This window comes from Mesorhizobium sp. M0292, assembly GCF_040321695.1.
GTDB lineage: Bacteria > Pseudomonadota > Alphaproteobacteria > Rhizobiales > Rhizobiaceae > Mesorhizobium.
Window position 1 is genome coordinate 229,158 of sequence record NZ_JAMYSB010000007.1, and the last position, 20,482, is coordinate 249,639.

Consider the following 20,482-nt stretch of genomic DNA (forward strand, 5'->3'; position numbering starts at 1 on the left):
CGCGGGAAGGACGCTGCGGCTCCCCTTGCACCCCGGCAACCGGTCTGCTAAATACTGAACCCTATGGTTCAGTATACCGACTTGGATTCCTCGTTCGCCGCGCTCTCGGACGCCACCCGGCGTGGCGTTCTGGAGCAGCTCGGACGCGCAGACGCTTCGATCACCGAGCTTGCCGGAAAGTTCCACATGACCCTCACGGGCATGAAGAAGCACGTCGGCGTCCTGGAGCAGGCGGGGCTCGTCACCACGCAGAAGGTTGGCCGCGTGCGGACCTGCAAGCTCGGCCTGCGCGGACTGGAGGAAGAGGCGGCCTGGATCGAGCGGCACCGCCTGCTCTGGGACGCACGCTTCAACGAGTTGGACAAGGTTGTCGAGGAATTGAAACGGAAGGAGAAAGCCGATGCGCCAAAGAACCGAGAGTGAGCCCACGAACAGCCGCACCACGGTCGAACGGAAGTCCGAACGGGAGCTGGTCGTCACGCGAACGGTCAACGGTCCGGCGCGCATCGTGTTCGAGGCGTGGACCAAGCCCGAGCTGTTCAAGCAGTGGTGGGTGCCGAAGTCGATGGGCATGTTCCTGCGTTCATGCGAGATGGATGCTCGTACCGGAGGCACGTACCGCCTGGTGTTCGGCCACGACGCCTCGGACCTTCACGAATTCTTCGGCAGGTATATCGAAGTGACACCCCACTCACGCCTCGTCTGGACCAATGAGGAAGGTGGTGACGGTGGACCCGTCACCACGCTGACCTTCGAGGAAAAGGGTGGCAAGACGCTGCTGGTCATGCACGAACTCTATCCCTCGAAGGAGGCTCTCGACGCGGCCGGTACCGGGGCGGCGGATGCGATGGGCGAGACGTTCGAGCAATTGGACGAGCTTCTCGTCGTCTTGGGCGAGGGCGTGAGGCGGTCATGACGTCATCGGTCTCGCGGACGGGGTAGCTGCCGCCCTCGACGACGAAAAGACCGGGACAGTGGTCCGCAAGCGCCGCACCGAGGCGAAGAAACGCGGCGTCATCGCTTGATCGGGATCACGCTGCCCTCAACCCTTCCCATGCCGTAAACACCGAGACAGCAAACAGCAGCAGTCCGGCCGCCCGGCCCGCAAAAGCGGTCGCCCGCGGATTGGCCACCAGCAGATTGCGGCTGCGGCCGGCGGTGATGGCGAGCCCGCCATAGATGGCGGCCTGCGTCAGCATCGTCAGCAAGCCCATGACCGTCGCCTGCATCCAGATCGGGCCGTAATCCGGCTTCAGGAACTGCGGATAGACGGCAAATATGAAGAGATAGGCCTTCGGGTTGATCAGGCAGGTCACCAGTCCCTGGCGAAAGGCCTTCCAGGCCGTACGGCTGCCGGCGGGCCCGTCGTGGCCGACGGTGATGGAACTGCGCATCAGCGAGATGCCGATGAAGGCCATGTAGGCGGCGCCGGCTATCAGCAGCGGCTTGTACAGGATCGGTACGAAATGCATCAGCAGGCCGACGCCGATGGCGCCGTTCAGCGTGTGCACGATGCCGCCGACCATGATGCCACCGGTGGCGGCGAGGCCCCGGTCGCGGCCGCCGGTGAGCGCATTGGCAAGCACGAACAGCATGTCCATCCCGGGTACGATGATGATGCCGGACAGCAGGATAAAGAACAGCCAGAGATTTTCCGCGTAGCTCATGTCAGTTGCCTGTCGCTTCCTGCTGGGGTGCCGTGGAGGAATTTGTTGATTTTCAACCCGATAGGCAGTCCAATAAATCATCCCAACTGACGGGGATGTGTCAGTAGCGTTCATCAGGGAGAGGAAATGCGCAAGGCGTCGCGGCTGTTCGAGATTATCCAGATCCTGCGGCTGGCGCGGCAGCCGGTGACGGCAGCCATGATCGCCGGGCAGCTGGAAGTCACGATGCGTTCGATCTATCGCGACATCGCCGCACTGCAGGCAATGCGCGTGCCGATCGAAGGCGGGCGCGGTATCGGCTACATATTGCGGCCCGGCTTCGACCTGCCGCCGCTGATGTTTTCGATCGAGGAGATGGAAGCGATCGTCCTGTCGCTCGCCCTGCTGGAGCGCACGGGAGACAGCGAACTCAAGCAGGCGGCCAAGCGCGTCAGCGCCAAGATCGCCAGCGCCGTGCCGCCGCCGTTGCGCCAGGCGTTCGACGCCAACGCGCTGCATGTCTGGGGGTTCGCAGCACCGGCAATCGGCACCATCGATCTGGCGCTTGTGCGCCGCGCCATCCGCGACGAGGAAAAGCTCGACCTGTCCTATCGCGACGAAATCGGCCGCGCCTCCGAGCGGCTGATCCGTCCAATCGCGCTGATCTACTATTCAGAAACCGCCAACATCGTCGCCTGGTGCGAATTGCGCCAGGCCATCCGCAATTTCCGCAGCGACCGCATCGCGGATTGCCGGGCGACCGGCCTGCGCTTCAAGGGCGAAGGCGATCGCCTGCGCCAGGTCTGGGTCAGTGGCTGGGAGGCGAACGCTGTCGCTGGCGGCTGAAGCGAGCGGGTTTACCGCACATCCACCCAGCGCTCTTCCTCGAACGACCTCGCCATCGCGTGCACGGTGCGCTCGATCTCCAGCCCTTCGGCAAATTCGATGACCCGTGCCGGCTTGCCGGCAAGCCGCGTCAGCAATTCGTGGCACTCGATGATCTTGAGGTCGTTGAAACCGAGCCCATGGCCCGGCGCCGGGAGGAAGGCGTCGTAAGGCTTGTGGTGCGGCGCCACCAATATGGTGCGGTAGCCCTGTTCGGTCGGGCGATCGGCGGTGACGTAGAGCTGGATTTCGTTCATCCGCTCCTGGTCGAACAGGATCGATCCCTTGGAGCCGAAAATCTGTATGGCGATGCGGCCCTTGCGGCCCCAGGCCGAGCGGTTGACCAGCAGCGTGCCGGCAATGCCGTTTTCCAGATGCATCAAAACGCTGGCGATGTCGTAGGTCTCCACCGCACGGCGGCCGCCGCTGGCCAGCTTGCGGTCGACATAGGGTTTGGCCATGTCGCAGATGACTTTTGCGACGCGGCCGAACAGCGTCGAGACCAGCGACAGCGGATGCACGGCGAAATCGTCGAGCGCGCCATAGCCGGATGCGGCCTCATGCTTCCAGAAGAACAGCGCTTCGGGGTCGGCCATGAAGTCCTCGTCCATCTCGATGCGCAGATGGTTGACCTCGCCGATGATCTTTTCCTCGAGCAGCGCGCCGATGTGGCGGATGGCCGGGCTCTGTATGTAGTTGTAACCAAGCGCTGCGACCTTGCCGGACTTCTTCGCCGCGGCCGCCATCGCCGCTGCTTCGGCAAAGCTCGGCGCCATCGGCTTCTCGCACCACAGATGTTTGCCGGCTTCGAGAATAGCGATGGCCATCTCCGGATGGAACTGATTGGGCGTGGTCAGCGAGACGATATCGACCTCGGGGTCGTTGACGACGGCACGCCAGTCGCCCGACGCCTTGGCGAAGCCGAACTCACCGGCCTTGCGCTTGGCCAGCTCCTCGTTGACCTCGCCGAGATGGACCAGCTTCGGCTTGGCGACATCGGGAAAGACGGCGCCGACGGCGCTCCACGCAATGGCGTGGCATTTGCCCATGAAACCCGTGCCGATAAGACCAACGCCGACCATTTCTTTCTCCCAATACCTGAAGCGATCGATGGATGAATTAGTCCATTTCTTCTCCGAATGGAATGTCTGCCTCATTTTTTATGGCCTTCTTGCGCAGGCTCGCTATGATGGGGCAGAGAGGACGTCACTTGAGTTAAAGAGAGCATGATGTCGTCCGAAAACCGCTGCACACTTTTCGGCATCATGCTCTAGATGAGCTTGGACGGGGCGACGATGGACGAACGGGTACCTCGCGACTTCGAGACGCTGCGCGCCACGATCCTCGATCGCCGTGAAACCTTGCCCAAGCGCATCGCCCAGATCGCCGCCTATGCGCTCGACAATCCCGATGACATCGCCTTCGGCACCGCCGCCAGCATCGCCGCTTCGGCGGGCGTGCAGCCGTCCACCTTGATCCGCTTTGCCCAGCAACTAGGCTTCGACGGCTTCACCAGCCTGCAGCAGGTGTTTCGCGAGCGGCTGCGCGAGCGCAATTCCTCTTATGACGAACGCCTGCAGGCGCTGCGCGCCAAGGCCGATGCGGGTGCTGGACACCGCGCCATCTTCGACGGCTTCGTCGCCGCCGCCAGCACTTCGCTCAACGACATCTCACGCTCGCTGGACGAGGCCCATCTGGAAGACGCAATTGCGCTGCTGGCCAAGGCCGAGACCATCTATGTCCTGGCCAAGCGCCGCTCCTATCCGGTGGCGAGCTACATCGCCTATGCGCTGGGCAAACTGAAGATCCGCAACCAGCTGATCGAATCCGCCGCCGGCCTCAATGCCGAAATGGTCGCCTTCGCCACCCCGGCGGACGCCGTCATCGCCATCAGCTTCTCGCCCTACGCACCGGCCACCATCGAGGAGGCCCGCACCATTTCCGAACAGGGCGTGCCGATCGTCGCCATCACCGACAGTTCGTTTTCGCCACTCGCCCAGTTCGCCAAGGTCTGGTTCGAGGTCGCCGAGGCCGATTTCGCCGGCTTCCGCTCGCTGTCGGCCACCATGGCGCTGGCCATGGCGCTCACCGTCGGCGTCGGCGAGAAGCGGCGCAGCACCGGAAAGAAGCGTAAGGCCTAGGCCGGCGCCCGGCGCTCGAATTCGCGGAGGAATGCTCATTCCATATTGACTATGGATTGGAATTATTATTTCATATTCCCGGCGCCACGCTGCCGCTCGCGCGTGTCCCCCAACTACGTTGCTCAAGACAACAAGACCGACGGGAGGTTCCAATGAGCGAAGCCATGGACGCCAAACAGGCGACGCTCGATGTCATCACCATCGGTCGCGCTTCCGTCGACCTTTACGGCCAGCAGATCGGCTCGCGGCTGGAGGACATCACCTCCTTCGCCAAATCGGTCGGCGGCTGCCCGGCCAACATCTCGGTTGGCACGGCGAGACTAGGCCTGCGCTCGGCGCTGCTCACCCGCGTCGGCGACGAGCAGATGGGCCGCTTCATCCGCGAGCAGCTCAGGCGCGAAGGCGTCAATGTCGATGGGCTCAAGACCGACCAGGAACGGCTGACGGCCCTGGTGCTGCTTTCGGTCGAGAGCGAAGGCGTCTCGCCAATGATCTTTTATCGCAGCGACTGCGCCGACATGGCGCTCGCCGAAGAAGACATCGATGAAGCCCTCATCGCCTCGGCCCGTTCCATCGTCGTCACCGGCACGCATTTTTCCCGGCCCAACAGCGACGCCGCCCAGCGCAAGGCGATCCGCATCATCAAGGCCAGGGGCGGCAAGGTGGTGTTCGACATCGACTACCGCCCCAACCTCTGGGGCCTCGCCGGCCATGCCGAAGGTTTTGAGCGCTATGTCAAATCCGACCGCGTCTCAGCCCAGCTGAAGACGGTGCTGCCCGATTGCGACCTCATCGTCGGCACCGAGGAAGAGATCATGATCGCCTCGGGCGCCGACGATTGCCTGAGCGCGCTGAAGACGATCCGCGCGCTGTCCAAGGCAACCATCGTACTGAAGCGCGGCGCCATGGGCTGCATCGTCTATGACGGGCCGGTCAGCGACGATCTGGAAGACGGTATCGTCGGCAAGGGCTTTCCGATCGAGATCTACAATGTGCTCGGCGCGGGTGATGCCTTCATGTCCGGTTTTCTGCGCGGCTGGCTCGGTGGCGAAAACCTGGCAACGGCGGCGACCTGGGCCAATGCCTGCGGCGCCTTCGCCGTGTCGCGGCTGCTCTGCGCGCCGGAATATCCGACCTTCGAGGAATTGCAGTTCTTCCTCAAGAACGGCAGCAAGCACTTAGCGTTGCGCAAGGACGAGGCGATCAACCACATCCATTGGGCGACGACCCGCCGCCGCGATATCCCCTCGATGATGGCGCTCGCCTGCGACCACCGTGTGCAGCTTGAGGACGTCGCGGCAAAGACCGGCGCCGATCCGGCGCGCATCCGCGATTTCAAGGTGCTGGCGGTCAAGGCTGCGGCGAAAGTCGCCGCCGGCCGCGACGGCTATGGCATGCTGATCGACGAGAAGCATGGCCGCGAAGCGATGTTCGAATTCGCCCGCCACCCCTTTGCCTGGCTCGGCCGTCCCGTCGAACTGCCGGGCTCGCGGCCGCTGCGCTTCGAGTTCTCGCAGGACATCGGCTCGCAACTGGTGGAATGGCCGGTCGACCACTGCATCAAATGCCTGTGCTTCTATCACCCCGACGATCCGGCAGCGCTCAAGGATGAGCAGCAGCAGAAGCTGCGCTCGCTGTTCGAAGCCGCGCGGAAGGTCGGCCGGGAGCTTCTGGTCGAGATCATCGCCGGCAAGCACGGCAAGCTCGACGAAACGACCATCCCGCGCGCCCTGGAAGAACTCTATGCGCTTGGCATCAAGCCGGACTGGTGGAAGCTCGAACCGCAGGCGTCGGCCGGCGCCTGGGCCAAGATCGAAGCGGTGATCCTGAAGCACGATCCCTGGTGTCGTGGCGTCGTGCTGCTGGGTCTCGAAGCGCCGCAGGACGAACTGGAAGCGGCCTTTGCCGCCACCGCCAAGGCACCGATCGTCAAGGGCTTTGCCGTCGGCCGCACCATCTTCGTCCACGCCGCCGAACAATGGCTGGCGGGCAAGATGACGGATGACGAGGCTATCGCCGACATGGCCGCGCGCTTCGAACAGTTGACCGAAGCGTGGCTTGCCGCGCGTGGCCGTAAAGCAGCATAAAGGCGCGGCAAGAGGACTGCGGAGGAAAACACCATGAGCAAGACAATCCGCCTGACGATGGCGCAGGCGCTGACCCGCTTTCTGAGCAAGCAGATGACCGAGATCGACGGCAGACGAGTGCCCATCTTCGGCGGTGTGTGGGCGATCTTCGGTCACGGCAATGTCGCCGGCATCGGCGAGGCGCTGTACCAGCTGCGCGACGAATTGCCGACCTTCCGCGCCCACAATGAGCAGGCGATGGCGCATGCGGCGATCGCCTATGGCAAGGCCAATTTCCGCCGCCGCTTCATGGCCGCGACCTCTTCGATCGGCCCCGGTGCGCTCAACATGGTGACGGCGGCGGCGCTCGCCCATGTAAACAGGTTGCCCGTCCTGTTTTTGCCGGGCGATGTCTTCGCCAACCGCATTCCCGACCCGGTGCTGCAGCAGGCCGAGGACTTTTCCGACGGCACCGCGACGGTCAATGACTGCTTCCGTCCGGTGTCGCGCTATTTCGACCGCATCACCCGTCCCGAGCAGATCATCCCGGCATTGGCGCGGACCATGCAGGTGCTGACCGATCCGGCGGAATGCGGCCCGGTGACGCTGTCGCTCTGCCAGGACGTGCAGGCCGAGGCCTATGACTATCCCGAGAGCTTTTTCGCCGAGCGCGTCTGGCACCAGCGCCGTCCGCGTCCGGACCGGCATGAATTGGCGGCGGCGGTCACCGCGCTGAAGGGTGCGAAAAAACCGCTGATCATCGCCGGCGGCGGCGTGCTGTATTCGCAGGCTTCGGATGAACTGGCGAAATTCGCCGAGAGCGCCGGCATTCCGGTCTGCGAGACGCAAGGCGGCAAATCCTCGCTGCCCGACACACATCCGCTCAACATGGCGGCGGTCGGCGTCACCGGCACGTCCGCGGCCAACCGGCTGGCGGAAGAAGCCGATGTCGTGCTCGCCATCGGCACCCGCCTGCAGGATTTCACCACCGGCTCGTGGGCGCTGTTCAAGAACTCCGGCAAGACCATCATCGGGCTCAACGTGCAGCCTTTCGACGCCGGCAAGCACCGCGCGCTGCCGCTGGTCGCCGATGCGGCCGAAGGGCTCGCCGAACTCGGTGCTGCGCTGGGGAAGTGGAAAGCACCGGCGACATGGACCGACAATGCGACCCAAGGCAAGAAGGCCTGGCAGGCCGAAGCCTCCAAGGTGACGGCGTCGACCAACGCCGCCTTCCCTTCGGACGCGCAGGTGATCGGCGCCGTGCAGCGCGCGCTCGGGTCCGGCGTAACGCTGCTGAATGCGTCGGGCGGCCTGCCGGGCGAGTTGCACAAGCTCTGGCAGGCAGGCGCGCCCGGCTCGTACCATGGCGAATATGGCTTCTCGACCATGGGCTACGAGATTGCCGGCGGGCTCGGCGCCAAGATGGCCAAGCCCGACCAGGAGGTCGTCGTCATGGTCGGGGACGGCTCATACCTCATGATGAATTCCGAAATCGCCACGTCGGTGATGCTCGGCCTGAAGCTGACCATAGTGGTGCTCGACAACAGGGGTTATGGCTGCATCAACCGGCTGCAGATGGCCACCGGCGGCGCCAACTTCAACAACCTCCTGAAGGACGCGCGCCACGAGATCCTGCCCGACATCGACTTCGCCGCGCATGCGGCGAGCATGGGCGCTATTGCCGAGAAGGTGCCGTCGATCACCGGCCTGGAGACCGCGCTGCAAAAATCGAAAACCAACGACCGCACCACCGTGCTGGTCATCGACACCGACCCGCTGATTTCCACCGATGCCGGCGGCCATTGGTGGGATGTCGCGGTGCCGGAAGTCTCCGCACGGCCGCAGGTCAACGCAGCCCGCAAGGCCTATGACGAAAAGCGGCAGATGCAGACTATTGGCGATTGATGCTAAGTCAGCGCTGCCCCCTACCTCCCCCTTGTGGGGAGGTCGGACCGAAGGTCCGGGTGGGGGTCTGGCGCCGCACCCCACCCCGCTGCTTCGCAGCGACCCTCCCCACAACGGGAGGGTGAACAAGAAACCGGAGCTAAAACTTGAAAGCCAAACTGGGCATGTCCCCCATTGCGTGGTGGAACGATGATCTTGCCGAACTCAGCGACGACGTCTCGCTGGAAGAGTGCCTGCGCCAGTCGCGCTCGGCAGGTTTCACCGGCATGGAAATGGGCCGGCGTTTTCCAAACGACCCCGAAATCATGCTGCCGATCCTGAAGCAGGCCGACGTGACGCTGTGCGGCGGCTGGTTCTCCGGCACGCTGGTCGATGAGGACATGGGCAGGAACAAGGATCGCATCCAGCCGATGATCGACCTGTTCAAGGCGGTGAATGCGCCTTGCATCGTCTATGGCGAGGTCGGCCGCTCGATCCAGGGCGATCGCTCCAGGCCTCTCGCCACCAAGCCGAAACTGTCGAACGACGAGATGAGGGCCTATGCCAGGCGCCTCACCGAATTCGGCGAATGGTGCGCCGAGCAAGGCATGCCGCTGTCCTATCACCATCACATGGCGGCAGTGGTCGAGACTGAGCCGGAGCTCGATGCCTTCATGCGCCATTCCGGCGAAGGCATTCCGTTGCTGCTCGATGCAGGGCATCTCGCCTTTGCCGGCGGCGACGTGCTGCGCGCCATCGACAACCACCACAAGCGGATCAGCCATGTCCATGTGAAGGATGTGCGCATGGGCGTGATCGACGGGCTCGACCGCACAAAGCAGTCCTTTCTCGACGCCGTGGCGCTCGGTGCCTTCACGGTGCCTGGCGACGGTTCGCTCGATTTCGGCGCCATCGTGCAGCGCTTCGCCGACCATGGCTATGAAGGCTGGTTCGTCGTCGAGGCCGAGCAGGACCCGAAAAAGAACCCGCCGCTGAAGATGGCCCAAGTGGGTTACAAGGAGCTGATGCGGGTGATGACGGCGGCCGGCTACACGGTCGAGACGCAAGGCTTTCCCAATGCGTAAGCCGGTCCGATGAAGGATTACGAGCACCCGTTCTTCCGGCCGCTGTGGCGGCGCGTTGCCGTTGTCGCCGTCTGCGTGATCTGGGCCGGAATAGAATTCGCCTCCGGCACCCCATTCTGGGGCATCATTGCGCTCGGCTTTGCCGCCTACGCCGTCTGGCAGTTCTTCTACCTTTACAAGCCGGTGGAGGAGAGCAAGGCTGCGCCTGATCGACCGAAGACCGGCGAAGCGAAGGCGGACGCCGAACCGAAGGAATGAAGCGGCCGTGGCTCGGAAGGGCTTGCGGGTCGGACACTCGACACCTGGCGTATCGCCTACGTCGGTGATTGGCCGGAACGTCCCTCGCTTCGTCATCCTAGGGTCTTCGCGACGGAGCTTCGCTCTAGGATGACGAAGTTGAGAGGCCGACCTCGAAGACTTGCGATAGGAGACAAAACATGTCGAAACTGCTCGTCAAAGCCGACAAGGGCCATGGCCGCGTCGCGCATGTCACGCCCAACAGCGCCGGATGGACCTATGTCGGCTTCGACCTGCACCGGCTGAAGCCGGGCGAGACCGCATCCGGCAAGACGCAGGATCGCGAAGTCTGCCTGGTGTTCGTCACCGGCAAGGGCACGGCAAAGGCCGGCGGCCGGGAACTCTGCCTGCTCGGCGAGCGCATGTCGCCCTTCGAGGGCAAGCCGTGGTCGGTCTATATCCCGGAGGGTTCGGACTGGTCGGTCACCGCCGACACCGATCTCGAACTCGCGGTCTGCTCGGCGCCGGGCCTGGGCGGCGGCTTGCCCGTTCGCGTCATCGCACCCGACGACCTCGGCCAGGAGACTCGGGGCAAAGGCACCAACACGCGCTACGTCACCAACATATTGCCCGAGGGCAGGCCCGCCGACTCGCTGCTGGTGGTCGAGGTCATCACGCCCGGCGGCCACACATCGAGCTACCCGCCGCACAAGCACGACCAGGACAATCTGCCTGCCGAATCCTATCTTGAGGAAACCTATTACCACCGCCTCAACCCGCCGCAGGGCTTTGCCTTCCAGCGGGTCTACACCGACGCCGACAAGTCGGGCGCCCGCGAACTGGACGAGGCGATGGCGATCGAGGACGGCGATGTCGTGCTGGTGCCCAAGGGCTATCATCCGTGCGCGGCCTGTCACGGCTACGACCTCTATTACCTTAACGTCATGGCCGGGCCGAAGCGGACGTGGAAGTTCCACAACGCGCCCGAGCACGAGTGGCTGATGAAAGCCTGATCGGCCTTCGCTTGCGGCGGAAGCTGTTGGTCCAGCAGCGAAAAATCGTCGGCTAAGGACCTGCGGGGTCGATTTGCCTTCGAAAACCCGCATAAGCTTCGTCAATCCGTCATGGAAATCACCTATGGCAGCGGGCTGACGAGGATTTTCGATGCGCTACGCCATCTATTTCACCCCGATGCAGGACGAGCCGCTGGCGCGGATCGCCGCCAACTGGCTGGGTCGCGACCCCTTTGGCGCCGCCACCAGGCCGGTCGAGGCGGTGGGCGAGCTGTCGGCGGCCGAAGTCGCTTTTCACACCGCATCGGCGCGGCGCTACGGTTTTCATGCGACGCTGAAAGCGCCCTTCCGGTTGGCGGCCAACGAAACCGAAAGCTCGCTGCGCGCGGCGCTGGACGCCTTTGCCGAAGCAACGCCGACGGTCACCATCCCGCGCCTGGTCGTCAGCCAGATCGATGGTTTCTTCGCTTTGGTGCCGGAACGCCCGCTGCCGCCGCTCAACCGTTTCGCCGACGATGTCGTGCTTAGCTTCGACCGTTTTCGCGCGCCGCTCACCGAGGCCGAGATCGAGCGCCGCAGCCCGGATTCGCTGAACCCCGCCGAGTTCCGCAATCTCTGTCAGTGGGGCTACCCCTACGTGTTCGAGGCCTTTCGCTTCCACATGACACTGTCCGGCCGGGCCGGGCCGCAGGAAAGCCAACGTCTGCGCGCGGCAATTGACAGCCTGTTCGGCGATGTGCTGCAGCAGCCGGTGCTGGTGGATGCGCTGACGCTGTTCGTCGAAACCGAACCGGGCGCTCCGTTCATGGTGCTTTCGCATCATGCGCTCGGCCGCCGCGCTGCCCGAAAAACCGCCTGACCGCAATTCGTCCGAGTAAGCAAGGACTGCCTGAATGACCGCCGAAACTGTTCTCCACAACGCCCGCATCGTGCTTGCCGACGAGATCGTCGAAGGGTCGCTCGTGCTGCGCGACGGTTTTATTTCCGGCATCGACGCCGGCACCGCCCACACCGGCGGGAACATGGGCGGCGAGGACATGGGCGGCGACTACATCATTCCCGGCTTGGTCGAGCTGCACACTGACCATCTCGAAGGCCACTATGCGCCGCGCCCGAAGGTGCGCTGGAACCCGATCGCCGCCGTGCTCGCCCATGACGCGCAGGTGGCCACCGCCGGGATCACCACTGTGCTCGACGCGCTGCGCGTCGGCATGGACGAGGACGCGGATCTTACCTCCGACGATATTCGCAAGCTCGCCGACGCGATCGAGGACAGCGTCGCGAAAGACCGGTTGCGGGCCGACCATTTCCTGCACCTGCGCTGTGAGGTCTCGGCGCCGGATTGCTTGCGGGCTTTCGCCAATTTCGATGGCGACCAGCGGGTCAAACTGGCGTCGCTGATGGACCATGCGCCGGGACAGCGCCAGTTCGTCAATCTCGAGACCTACGCCCATTACTATCAGCGCAAGCTGAAGCTGACCGATCGCGACTTCCAATTGTTCTGCGAAAAGCGGATGTCGGAATCAGCGAAGAATTCGGGACCGAACCGGGTGGCGATATCAGCCGCCTGCAACGAGCGGGGCATCGTGCTGGCGAGCCATGACGACGCCACATCAGGCCATGTCGACGAGGCGATCGAACAAGGCGTGCGCGTCGCGGAATTCCCGACCACGCTGGAAGCCGCCAAGGCCTCGAAGGATGCCGGGCTCGGCGTGCTGATGGGCGCGCCCAACGTCATGCGCGGCTCCTCGCATTCGGGCAACGTCTCGGCCCGCACGCTGGCCGGCGACGGCCTGCTCGACATATTGTCGTCCGACTACATTCCCTTCAGCCTGATCCAGTCGGCCTTCTTCCTCGGCGACGTCGTCGAGGGCATTTCCCTAACGCAGGCGGTTGCGATGGTGTCGAAGAATCCGGCCGAGGCGATCGGCCTAAACGACCGCGGCGTCATCGAACAGGGCCGCCGCGCCGACCTCGTGCGGGTGCGCCTCGACGATCATGTGCCGGTCGTGCGCACCGTCTGGCGCCAAGGGCGGCGGGTCGCCTGATGGTCTCGGCGTCGATCGAGCGCGAACTCAGCAGCGAGGCCTTTCCGGTCCGCAACGGCGTCTTCGTCGCCGTCGTCGGCCCGAGTGGCGCCGGCAAGGATACGGTAATCGGTTATGCCCGCACCTTGTTTGTCGACGAGACGAGGCTGGAGTTCGTCCGCCGGGTCATCACCAGGCCGAGCGATGCGGCAAGCGAGGATCACGACACGCTGGCCGACGCGGCCTTTGTCGAAGCCGAGGCCGACGGCGCCTTCGCCATTTCCTGGGAGGCGCACGGCCTGCGCTACGGCATTCCGGCCGATGTCGACTGGTCCATCGCCAACGGCTATGTCGCGGTCGCCAATGTCTCGCGCGCAGTCATCCCGGTGCTGCGGGAGCGCTATGCCAATCTGGCTGTCGTCGAGATCACCGCCTCGCCGGAAATCCTCGCCGAGCGTCTCGCCCAGCGCGGCCGCGAATCGCGCGGCGAAGTGCTGGCTCGGCTCGCCCGCAGCGCCAATATCGCTTTGTCCGGCTCCGGCGTCACCTCGATCGACAATGGCGGCCAGCGCGAAGCCGCCGGAGAACGCTTCGCCGAGGTGCTGCGCAAGGCGATGGCCTTCTCGGATATATCCGGCGTGATGTAGCGCTACTCCGCCGCGACAGTCTTCCGGCTGGCATCGAGCATCAGCCGCCTTGCGCGGAACACGCCCCATTGCTGGTCGACCAGCACGCCGATCAGGATCACTCCGCCCATCACCGCGAAGTTGAGCGAGGACGGGATGCCGAGCAGATTGACCAGGTTCTGCAACTCCTGCAGCAGCACGGTGCCCAGGATGACGCCGACCAGCGAGCCTTCGCCGCCGCGCAGCGAGAAGCCGCCGAGAACGGCGGCGGCAATGGCGTAGAGCTCGTAGAACTGGCCGTGGCTGGCCGGCGAGATCGAGCGCGTGTACATGGCGAAATAGATCGCCGACAGCGCCGTCAGCACGCCGCAGATGACATAGGCGGCCATGACGACACGGCCGGTGCGAATTCCCGAATATTTCGCCGCCTCTTCGTTCTTGCCGATGGCATAGAGGTAGCGTCCGAACACCGAGCGGTGCAGCACCACCCACATGACGATCGAAATGACGATCAGTGCGATGAAGCTGTTGGGCACGCCATAGCTGCGGCCCGCGGTGAGGAATTCGAGCTCGGGAAAATTCTGGCCGAAGGCGAAGCCGGCGGTGCCGTCGGCGGTATAGAAACGGGCGACCCCGCGATAGATCAAAAGGCCGCACAGCGTGACCACGAAGGGCTGCAATTTCAGCCTTGTGATCAGCCAGCCATGCGCCAGTCCGATGATGCCGCCCAGCACCAGGATCAGCGGCAGCGCCAGCGGCCATGGCATGTCGCGCACGGCGATGAAATCGATGAATAGCGTGCCGAGCAGCGCCACCAGCGATCCCACCGACAATTCGATGCCGCCGGTAATGATGACGAAGGCCTGGCCGATGGCGAGGATCCCGAACAGGCCGATCAGGTTCGAGGTGTTGGCGAGGTTGATCGGCAAAAGAAAGCGCGGGTTGATGGCGGTCACCACGGCGCCGACCACCAGGATCAGGATCAGCAGGCCGAGATCTTTTTTGCTCATCGTCTTCTCCCCAATGCGCCGGACCGGCAATCGCCTGAAGCCCGCTAGTTTGCCGGCTTGCCGACCGCCAGCAACAGCACGTTTTCCTGGCTGAAGTGTTCCTTGTCGAGAATGCCCGAGATCTGGCCCTCATGCATGACGGCGATGCGGTCGGACACGCCGATCACCTCTTCCATGTCGCTGGAGATCATCAGCACGGCGACGCCGGCGTCGGCCAAGGCTCGCATCAGCCCGTAAATCTCGGCCTTGGCGCCGATATCGATGCCGCGCGTCGGCTCATCGAGGATCATCACCTTCGGGTTCATCGCCAGCCATTTGCCCAGCACCACCTTCTGCTGGTTGCCGCCCGACAGCGTGCCGGTTCGCGTCTGCACCGACGGCGCTTTGATGCCGAGATTCGTCTTCTGCTTCTCTGCGGTGGCGGCCTCGGAGCTTGCCGACACCAGTTGACGCTTCGCATGCGCCGGCAGGTTGGGCAGCGAGATGTTCTGCGCGATCGACAGGTCAAGCAAAATGCCGGTCAGCTTGCGGTCTTCCGGAACCAGGAAAATGCCATGCGCGACCGCATCGGCCGCCGAACCCAGTACAAGCGGCTTGCCGTCGAGTTCGAGCCCACCGCCAAGCGTGCTGTCGATGCCGAAGAACACCCGCGCCAGTTCGGTGCGGCCGGAGCCGACAAGACCGGCAAGGCCGAGGATTTCACCGCGCCTGATGTCGAGGTCGACCGGCCGGGCAGGGTAGGCGGGGGTGCGGATGGCTTTGGCCGAGAGAGCCGTGGCGCCCGGCGCCCGCGCCGCCTCGGAGGCCTTCTCGCGCTCCTTCAGCATGCGGCCGATCATCAGCTTGACCATCTGGTCGTGGTTGATGGCGCTCTTCGGCAAGGTGCCGGCCAGCATGCCGTCGCGCAGCACCACGACGCGGTCGGCGACGCGCTCGACCTCATGCAGCCGGTGCGAAATGAAGATGACGCTGATACCATCGGCCTTCAGCGCCTTGATGACGTCGAGCAGCTTGTCGGTTTCGGCAAGCGGCAGGCTCGATGTCGGCTCGTCGAGGATGACCAGCCGTGCCTTGATCGACAGCGCCTTGGCGATCTCGACCATCTGCTGCTGGGCAAGCGACAGCGAGGCAACCGGCGTATCGGCGGAAAAGTTGGCGCCGACACGCTTCAGCAGCGGCGCCACCATTTCGCGCAGCTTGGCGCGGTCGACCAATCTCAGCGGCCCGCCGCGCAACGGCTCGCGGCCGAAGAAGATATTGGCGGCAACATCGAGGTTTTCGAATAGATTGAGTTCCTGGTGGACGAAGGCGATGCCCGACCCCAGGCTGCCTTCGACGGTGAGCCCGTCATGCGCAACGCCGTCGACGGTGATGGCGCCGCTGTCCGGCCTGGTGACGCCGCCGAGGATCTTCATCAAGGTCGACTTGCCGGCGCCGTTTTCGCCGACCAAGCCGATCACCTCTCCCGGCCTGACCTCCATGGAAAAACCATCCAGCGCCACCACGCCCGGATAGGTCTTGCGCACGTTCTCGAGGCCGAGGAACGGGGTGGTTGCGACGATGGATGGGTCGGAATAATTCATCACGCCATATTTGATCAGGCTTGCCAGCAGCCGGTGGGCTACAGACTGACGGGCCTTGGCCGGCCCGTCAACACGATCGCCGGCTCAAGGCGAACCCTGAGCCGGCGCAACTGCTCGTGGTCTCAGTTTCCGGACATCGCCTTCAGATTGGCGGCATAGGTGTCGACATCGTCCTTACCGATGATCTTGGTCGGGATAATGATCAGGCCGCCTTCCGGAATGCCTGATTTGTCGCCCTTGAGATAGGCGGCCATCAGCTTCATGCCCTGATAGGCCCATTCGAAGGGCTGCTGCACGACGGTCGCCGCCACGGTGCCTTCCTTGACGCCGCCCAGCGTGATCGGATCGTCATCGAAGCCGACGACCGTGATCGAGCCGAGCTTCCCGGCGTCGCGCAGCGCTTCATAGATGCGCGGCGTGTTGTAGGAATAGAAGCCGACCATGCAGGTGATGTCGGGGCTGGCGACCAGCGCGTCCTCGACATTCTTCTTGGCGCGCGCCTGGTCGATGTCGTCGCCGCGCACGTCCACCAGTTCGATCTTGCTGCCGGCGAGGCCGTCCTTCATGCCCTGGATGCGTTCCTTGGCATTGTCGGCGCCGAGCAGGCCGACGAAGCCGAGGCACTTGCCGCCGTCCGGCATCGCCTTCTTGGCGATCTCGGCCGCCTGCTTGCCGGCGTCGACATTGGACGAGCCGATATAGGCGACGCGCTTGGTCTGCGGGGCATCGGAGTCGGTGGTGAACAGCGCCGTTTCCGACGCGATCTTGTTCAGACCGTCGGTCGAGGTCTTGGGGTCGACGGCCGAGACCATGATGCCCTTGACGCCGGCGGTCACCAGATCGTCCATCAGCCGCTGCTGGATGGCGACCGAGGACTGCTCGGGATATTTGAGTTCGAGATTGTAGTCGGGCAATTCGGCCTGCGCCTTCTTGACGCCGGCTTCGGCGGCCTTCCAGAAATCGGAAGCGCCGTTGACGACGAAGGCCAGCGTCGGTTTGTCGTCGGCGCGCGCAATGGCTGTCGCGGTCAGGCCAAGCAGCAGGGCTGCGGTGGCCACGGATGCATGTCGTATCAAGGATTTCATGTTCAACCTCCCGTTTTGGCTCAGTCGTCGGACTGAACCGATCTTGCATTCACTGACTTGCCGCTCGCGATTTGGACGCCCTCCTCCTCAGGGGTTCCCGGCGCTGAAGAATGGCGTCGTCGGTCGCGATCACGGACTTTAGAGACTCATCCCGTGCTCGTAAATAGTCTGATTTGTCTGACATATCACATGTCCGAGACCAGGCTTGCGGAGGCAAACCCCGCTCGCCATCGGGCCATTCACGTGCACTTCTCGCCGCACGGGGTCCCACCTGACCGGACACGGCGGATTGACGTTACAGCGTCGTTTTGTATTAGTAAACACTATTAGCAGAGGTCTCGCGCGGACACTCGGCGTGGCCCTAGGTCTAGTTTGCCCGAACAGGTGCAGCACGGCTTCGCGCAAGCAGATGCCTTGCAGTCCTCGAATTTCACGCGGCCCGAAGCGGCATGGCGGCGAACTTCAAAGCTGCTAATAAAGATAAACGCCTTCGACTATTTCCATTGGTCGACGGCGCCACACCATCTTGTCGGTGTGGCAGGCTTGCGACTAGACAGGCTGGGGATTGGGACGCAATGCCATGAGCGAGACGAGGGATCCGGACGACACGGCGAAGCGGCGCAAGGCGCCGGCGAGAGCCGCCAAGGGCGGCCGCGTCACCATGACCGACATCGCCAGGGCAGCCGGTTGCTCGCAGGCGACCGTCTCTTTCGTGCTCAACGATTCGCCCGGCATCCGGCTGTCGCAGCAGACGCGCGAGCGGGTGATCGACGCCGCGCGCTCGCTCGGCTACGCAGCACCCGCCTTCTCGGCGCTGCGCAAACCTGTTCCCGCCTTCGATGGACTTGACGGTGTCATCGGTTTCGCTGTCGACCAGCTGGCGACAAGCCCGGAAGCCGTTGTCGCCATCGAGGGCGCGCGCCAGGCGTCGTGGAACGCCGGCAATGTGTTGCTCGTGGCGCAGACGATGGGCGACTCCGTCATGGAGCCGCGCGCCATTGCGGCGCTCACCAGGCGCGGCATCTCGGCGCTGGTCTACATGACCATCTTCACCCGCGAGATCACGGCACCGGACTTCCTCTACGGCCTCGACATCCCGGTCATCCTGCTCAACTGCTACACGGCCGATTATGCCTTCCCGGCCGTGGTGCCGTCCGAGATCGCCGGCGGCCAGAACTCGACCCGGCATCTGATCGGCCACGGCCACCGCCGCATCGCCACCATCACCGGCGAGCCGTGGATGCAGGCCGCGCAGGACCGCCTCAAAGGCTACCGCAGGGCGCTCGCCACCGCCGACATCCCGTTCGATCCCGAACTGGTGGTCGAGGGCGACTGGTCGGCGAGCGCCGGCTACGCGGCGACCGTGAAGCTTTTGGCGCTGAAAGAGCGTCCGACCGCTATCTTCTGCCAGAACGACCGCACGGCCATCGGCTGTTACGAAGCGCTGAAGGAGGCGGGCCTGCACATCCCGCAGGACATCTCCGTCGTCGGCTATGACGACGAGGAGATCGCCCGTCACCTGTTCCCGCCGCTGACGACATCGATCCTGCCGCACATGGCGATGGGCCAATGGGCGATCGAACAGCTCGAAGTGCCGCCGCCTGCCGGCCGCGGCCGCTATCCCATCACCAAGCTGGAATGCCCGCTGGTCGAGCGGGAGTCGGTGGCAGCTGTGGCTGGATAAAGCTGAACCAATCCATCCCGATGCAAATCGGGATGGGTCTGTTTGGTGGTTGCGCCTCAGGGCAGGGACTATCCGGGAACGTGCCGCGGTTAGAACCGCAAGACGACAAAGGAGCGCCTGCGATAGCAGCGCCGGCGCAGCCGGCCATGCCGCCAGAACGTGCGGCAGTGCCGTCTCCAGACATGCCGCCTGTGGTGGCGACGATGGTGCCATCGCCGATGCGAGATCTGCTCAACATCGCCAGCGCCTTCGTCGTCATCAAACGAATTGGCATCCTGCTTGTCGAGTTCATCGAGAATGCCGTTACCGACATTGGGAACCCCGGCCACGGCCTCGAGAGGCCGAACCGAGGTAGCAAGCGCCGCGGCCCCCGCAACGCCAAACAATGCTGTCAAGAATGATCGCCGATCCATCAAAACCTCCATCAGCAAGACAAGGCTAACATGACGAGCCTAACACAATGCAGCTAGAGCGGGTGATACAAAAGGCCAGAGGCGAATCTTCGAGCCGGCCCAACCGGGTGACCGGACGGACGGTAGAGGTCAGATTAAGGCCGCAACCGGGCGGCGCGCTTCCTTCGGCTCGGTGACCAAGCCATGCAGAATGCCGCCGATGAAAGCGCACAGCCTGACCGGTTCCGCCTTTCCGCGAAACGCTGAACCGCTCGGCAAAGCTCTCTCCCTAAGAATGCCCGCCACCTTGCGGCATTGGGGCTGGCTGAGAGACTGATGCCCCACGGCACATGCGATGTTGCGGTACTCAGCGCCGCGCCAATATCCGGCAGAGCTCCTTCAGGTCCCGGTCGTAGGTGCCCTTGCCGCTGAGCACGCTGGCGCAGCGTTTCTTCATCTTGGCGATCTGGCCGGCCGACATGGCGCTGATGGCAACCACCGCCGGTCGCGTCGGCACCGCCGGCGTGTTGGGATCCCGAGGGCTGGTGGGCGCGGTCGGTGCGCCAATGCCGACCCCGACCCCGGCCGTCACCCCATTGCCCACCCCGACACCGGCGCCGACCCCGACACCGCTGCCGACGGTTGCGCCGACCCCGACCCCGACGCCCGTGCCCACCGATGCGCCGACGCCGGCCGCAACGCCGCTGGTGCCGCCAACCGTAGCGCCGACACTGGCGGTGGTGCCGCTGGTGCCGCCGACCGTTGCGCCGACATTGGCGCCCTTGCTGCCGCCGACCGAGACGCCGACGCCAAGCCCGCCGCCACTGCCGCCGACCGAGACGCCCACCCCACCGCTGCCGCCGATGCCCACACTGAGCCCGCCCGCGCCAGCCGGAAAGCACAAAGCCACGGCAACAGCGCCACCGGCCAAGGCCTTTGTTAAGCTTTTAAAGAAATCCATAATGACGCTCCCCGTGTTGGTTGCCTGGACGCAGGTTGAACAGCATCCGTTACCAATATGATTACGCGAGTGTAGCGTTTTTAGTTTCTGCAAGAATAGGTAGTATTGGGAATCGTTGTTATGGCTTCTTGCGACGACCGGAATATATATTTTGGAA

At 64.1% G+C, this 20,482-nt stretch carries 20 protein-coding genes; 14 read left to right on the forward strand and 6 right to left on the reverse strand.

Going from position 1 to position 20,482, the window contains the following annotated elements; genetic code table 11:
- The first annotated feature begins 63 nt into the window (after positions 1 to 63).
- Both NKI96_RS14235 and NKI96_RS14240 read left to right on the forward strand, forming a co-directional pair.
- On the forward strand, positions 64 to 423 hold the full coding sequence (locus tag NKI96_RS14235; protein WP_023672338.1) for an ArsR/SmtB family transcription factor: 360 nt from the start codon (positions 64 to 66) through the stop codon (positions 421 to 423).
- Entirely contained in the window at positions 401 to 916 is a 516-nt protein-coding gene (locus tag NKI96_RS14240; protein ID WP_023672339.1) for an SRPBCC domain-containing protein, read from the forward strand. Before NKI96_RS14235 ends, NKI96_RS14240 begins: the two co-directional genes overlap by 23 nt.
- Before the next feature lie 115 nt (positions 917 to 1,031).
- Here NKI96_RS14240 and NKI96_RS14245 read toward each other — a convergent pair whose 3' ends face one another.
- Positions 1,032 to 1,667 (reverse strand): LysE family translocator, encoded by a 636-nt coding sequence (locus NKI96_RS14245; protein ID WP_023672340.1) that lies wholly within the window; start codon positions 1,665 to 1,667, stop codon positions 1,032 to 1,034.
- Positions 1,668 to 1,793: 126 nt separating this feature from the next.
- Between NKI96_RS14245 and NKI96_RS14250 the strand changes: the two genes are divergently transcribed.
- Positions 1,794 to 2,492 (forward strand): helix-turn-helix transcriptional regulator, encoded by a 699-nt coding sequence (locus NKI96_RS14250; protein WP_023672341.1) that lies wholly within the window; start codon positions 1,794 to 1,796, stop codon positions 2,490 to 2,492.
- Between the two features lie 11 nt (positions 2,493 to 2,503).
- On the opposite strand, the gene NKI96_RS14255 is transcribed toward NKI96_RS14250, so the two are convergent.
- Entirely contained in the window at positions 2,504 to 3,613 is a 1,110-nt protein-coding gene (locus NKI96_RS14255) for a Gfo/Idh/MocA family protein (protein WP_023687403.1), read from the reverse strand.
- Positions 3,614 to 3,826: 213 nt separating this feature from the next.
- Between NKI96_RS14255 and NKI96_RS14260 the strand changes: the two genes are divergently transcribed.
- From NKI96_RS14260 to phnN, 9 genes are all read left to right on the forward strand, one after another.
- On the forward strand, positions 3,827 to 4,672 hold the full coding sequence (locus NKI96_RS14260) for a MurR/RpiR family transcriptional regulator (RefSeq protein ID WP_023672343.1): 846 nt from the start codon (positions 3,827 to 3,829) through the stop codon (positions 4,670 to 4,672).
- Positions 4,673 to 4,824: 152 nt separating this feature from the next.
- Positions 4,825 to 6,759: a bifunctional 5-dehydro-2-deoxygluconokinase/5-dehydro-2-deoxyphosphogluconate aldolase gene (locus NKI96_RS14265; RefSeq protein WP_352804877.1), complete on the forward strand. Its 1,935-nt coding sequence runs from the start codon at positions 4,825 to 4,827 to the stop codon at positions 6,757 to 6,759.
- Positions 6,760 to 6,792: 33 nt separating this feature from the next.
- Entirely contained in the window at positions 6,793 to 8,643 is a 1,851-nt protein-coding gene (gene iolD / locus NKI96_RS14270; protein ID WP_352609069.1) for a 3D-(3,5/4)-trihydroxycyclohexane-1,2-dione acylhydrolase (decyclizing), read from the forward strand.
- Between the two features lie 146 nt (positions 8,644 to 8,789).
- Positions 8,790 to 9,707 (forward strand): myo-inosose-2 dehydratase, encoded by a 918-nt coding sequence (gene iolE / locus NKI96_RS14275; protein WP_023695973.1) that lies wholly within the window; start codon positions 8,790 to 8,792, stop codon positions 9,705 to 9,707.
- Between the two features lie 9 nt (positions 9,708 to 9,716).
- Positions 9,717 to 9,965, forward strand: coding sequence for a hypothetical protein (locus NKI96_RS14280; protein WP_023672345.1), 249 nt, complete (start codon positions 9,717 to 9,719; stop codon positions 9,963 to 9,965).
- Between the two features lie 179 nt (positions 9,966 to 10,144).
- Positions 10,145 to 10,957, forward strand: coding sequence for a 5-deoxy-glucuronate isomerase (gene iolB, locus NKI96_RS14285; protein ID WP_023821756.1), 813 nt, complete (start codon positions 10,145 to 10,147; stop codon positions 10,955 to 10,957).
- Between the two features lie 151 nt (positions 10,958 to 11,108).
- A complete protein-coding gene (locus NKI96_RS14290; RefSeq protein ID WP_023821757.1) occupies positions 11,109 to 11,816 on the forward strand; it encodes a DUF1045 domain-containing protein in 708 nt (235 codons plus the stop codon).
- 34 nt (positions 11,817 to 11,850) lie between these two features.
- Complete coding sequence (locus NKI96_RS14295; protein WP_023821758.1) at positions 11,851 to 13,005, forward strand: alpha-D-ribose 1-methylphosphonate 5-triphosphate diphosphatase; 1,155 nt, start codon at positions 11,851 to 11,853, stop codon at positions 13,003 to 13,005.
- Positions 13,002 to 13,631 (forward strand): phosphonate metabolism protein/1,5-bisphosphokinase (PRPP-forming) PhnN, encoded by a 630-nt coding sequence (gene phnN, locus NKI96_RS14300; RefSeq protein WP_352804899.1) that lies wholly within the window; start codon positions 13,002 to 13,004, stop codon positions 13,629 to 13,631. Before NKI96_RS14295 ends, phnN begins: the two co-directional genes overlap by 4 nt.
- Positions 13,632 to 13,633: 2 nt before the next feature.
- On the opposite strand, the gene NKI96_RS14305 is transcribed toward phnN, so the two are convergent.
- The 3 genes from NKI96_RS14305 to NKI96_RS14315 all read right to left on the reverse strand — a co-directional run bounded on the left by NKI96_RS14305 (position 13,634) and on the right by NKI96_RS14315 (position 17,288).
- Entirely contained in the window at positions 13,634 to 14,620 is a 987-nt protein-coding gene (locus NKI96_RS14305; protein WP_023672350.1) for an ABC transporter permease, read from the reverse strand.
- 44 nt (positions 14,621 to 14,664) lie between these two features.
- Entirely contained in the window at positions 14,665 to 16,203 is a 1,539-nt protein-coding gene (locus NKI96_RS14310; RefSeq protein WP_352804881.1) for a sugar ABC transporter ATP-binding protein, read from the reverse strand.
- A 122-nt stretch (positions 16,204 to 16,325) separates the two neighbouring features.
- A complete protein-coding gene (locus tag NKI96_RS14315; RefSeq protein ID WP_023672352.1) occupies positions 16,326 to 17,288 on the reverse strand; it encodes a sugar-binding protein in 963 nt (320 codons plus the stop codon).
- A 580-nt stretch (positions 17,289 to 17,868) separates the two neighbouring features.
- Between NKI96_RS14315 and NKI96_RS14320 the strand changes: the two genes are divergently transcribed.
- On the forward strand, positions 17,869 to 18,972 hold the full coding sequence (locus tag NKI96_RS14320; RefSeq protein ID WP_031198361.1) for a LacI family DNA-binding transcriptional regulator: 1,104 nt from the start codon (positions 17,869 to 17,871) through the stop codon (positions 18,970 to 18,972).
- Positions 18,973 to 19,118: 146 nt separating this feature from the next.
- Positions 19,119 to 19,373 carry a hypothetical protein gene (locus tag NKI96_RS14325; protein WP_196815243.1) on the forward strand — a complete coding sequence of 85 codons (255 nt, stop codon included), beginning with the start codon at positions 19,119 to 19,121 and terminating at the stop codon, positions 19,371 to 19,373.
- A 358-nt stretch (positions 19,374 to 19,731) separates the two neighbouring features.
- On the opposite strand, the gene NKI96_RS14330 is transcribed toward NKI96_RS14325, so the two are convergent.
- Entirely contained in the window at positions 19,732 to 20,325 is a 594-nt protein-coding gene (locus NKI96_RS14330; protein WP_286461242.1) for a hypothetical protein, read from the reverse strand.
- Positions 20,326 to 20,482 lie beyond the last annotated feature (157 nt).

Excerpts from the sequence above, each read along its gene's own strand:
- NKI96_RS14240 (WP_023672339.1), top strand. The coding sequence starts at position 401 with ATGCGCCAAAGAACCGAGAGTGAGCCCACGAACAGCCGCACCACGGTC.
- NKI96_RS14325 (WP_196815243.1), top strand. The coding sequence starts at position 19,119 with ATGCCGCCAGAACGTGCGGCAGTGCCGTCTCCAGACATGCCGCCTGTG.
- NKI96_RS14290 (WP_023821757.1), top strand. The coding sequence starts at position 11,109 with ATGCGCTACGCCATCTATTTCACCCCGATGCAGGACGAGCCGCTGGCG.
- NKI96_RS14255 (WP_023687403.1), bottom strand. The coding sequence starts at position 3,613 with ATGGTCGGCGTTGGTCTTATCGGCACGGGTTTCATGGGCAAATGCCAC.
- NKI96_RS14260 (WP_023672343.1), top strand. The coding sequence starts at position 3,827 with ATGGACGAACGGGTACCTCGCGACTTCGAGACGCTGCGCGCCACGATC.
- NKI96_RS14310 (WP_352804881.1), bottom strand. The coding sequence starts at position 16,203 with ATGAATTATTCCGACCCATCCATCGTCGCAACCACCCCGTTCCTCGGC.
- iolD (WP_352609069.1), top strand. The coding sequence starts at position 6,793 with ATGAGCAAGACAATCCGCCTGACGATGGCGCAGGCGCTGACCCGCTTT.
- NKI96_RS14235 (WP_023672338.1), top strand. The coding sequence starts at position 64 with ATGGTTCAGTATACCGACTTGGATTCCTCGTTCGCCGCGCTCTCGGAC.
- NKI96_RS14305 (WP_023672350.1), bottom strand. The coding sequence starts at position 14,620 with ATGAGCAAAAAAGATCTCGGCCTGCTGATCCTGATCCTGGTGGTCGGC.
- NKI96_RS14245 (WP_023672340.1), bottom strand. The coding sequence starts at position 1,667 with ATGAGCTACGCGGAAAATCTCTGGCTGTTCTTTATCCTGCTGTCCGGC.
- NKI96_RS14280 (WP_023672345.1), top strand. The coding sequence starts at position 9,717 with ATGAAGGATTACGAGCACCCGTTCTTCCGGCCGCTGTGGCGGCGCGTT.
- NKI96_RS14295 (WP_023821758.1), top strand. The coding sequence starts at position 11,851 with ATGACCGCCGAAACTGTTCTCCACAACGCCCGCATCGTGCTTGCCGAC.
- iolB (WP_023821756.1), top strand. The coding sequence starts at position 10,145 with ATGTCGAAACTGCTCGTCAAAGCCGACAAGGGCCATGGCCGCGTCGCG.
- NKI96_RS14330 (WP_286461242.1), bottom strand. The coding sequence starts at position 20,325 with ATGGATTTCTTTAAAAGCTTAACAAAGGCCTTGGCCGGTGGCGCTGTT.
- NKI96_RS14265 (WP_352804877.1), top strand. The coding sequence starts at position 4,825 with ATGAGCGAAGCCATGGACGCCAAACAGGCGACGCTCGATGTCATCACC.
- NKI96_RS14320 (WP_031198361.1), top strand. The coding sequence starts at position 17,869 with ATGAGCGAGACGAGGGATCCGGACGACACGGCGAAGCGGCGCAAGGCG.
- NKI96_RS14315 (WP_023672352.1), bottom strand. The coding sequence starts at position 17,288 with ATGAAATCCTTGATACGACATGCATCCGTGGCCACCGCAGCCCTGCTG.
- NKI96_RS14250 (WP_023672341.1), top strand. The coding sequence starts at position 1,794 with ATGCGCAAGGCGTCGCGGCTGTTCGAGATTATCCAGATCCTGCGGCTG.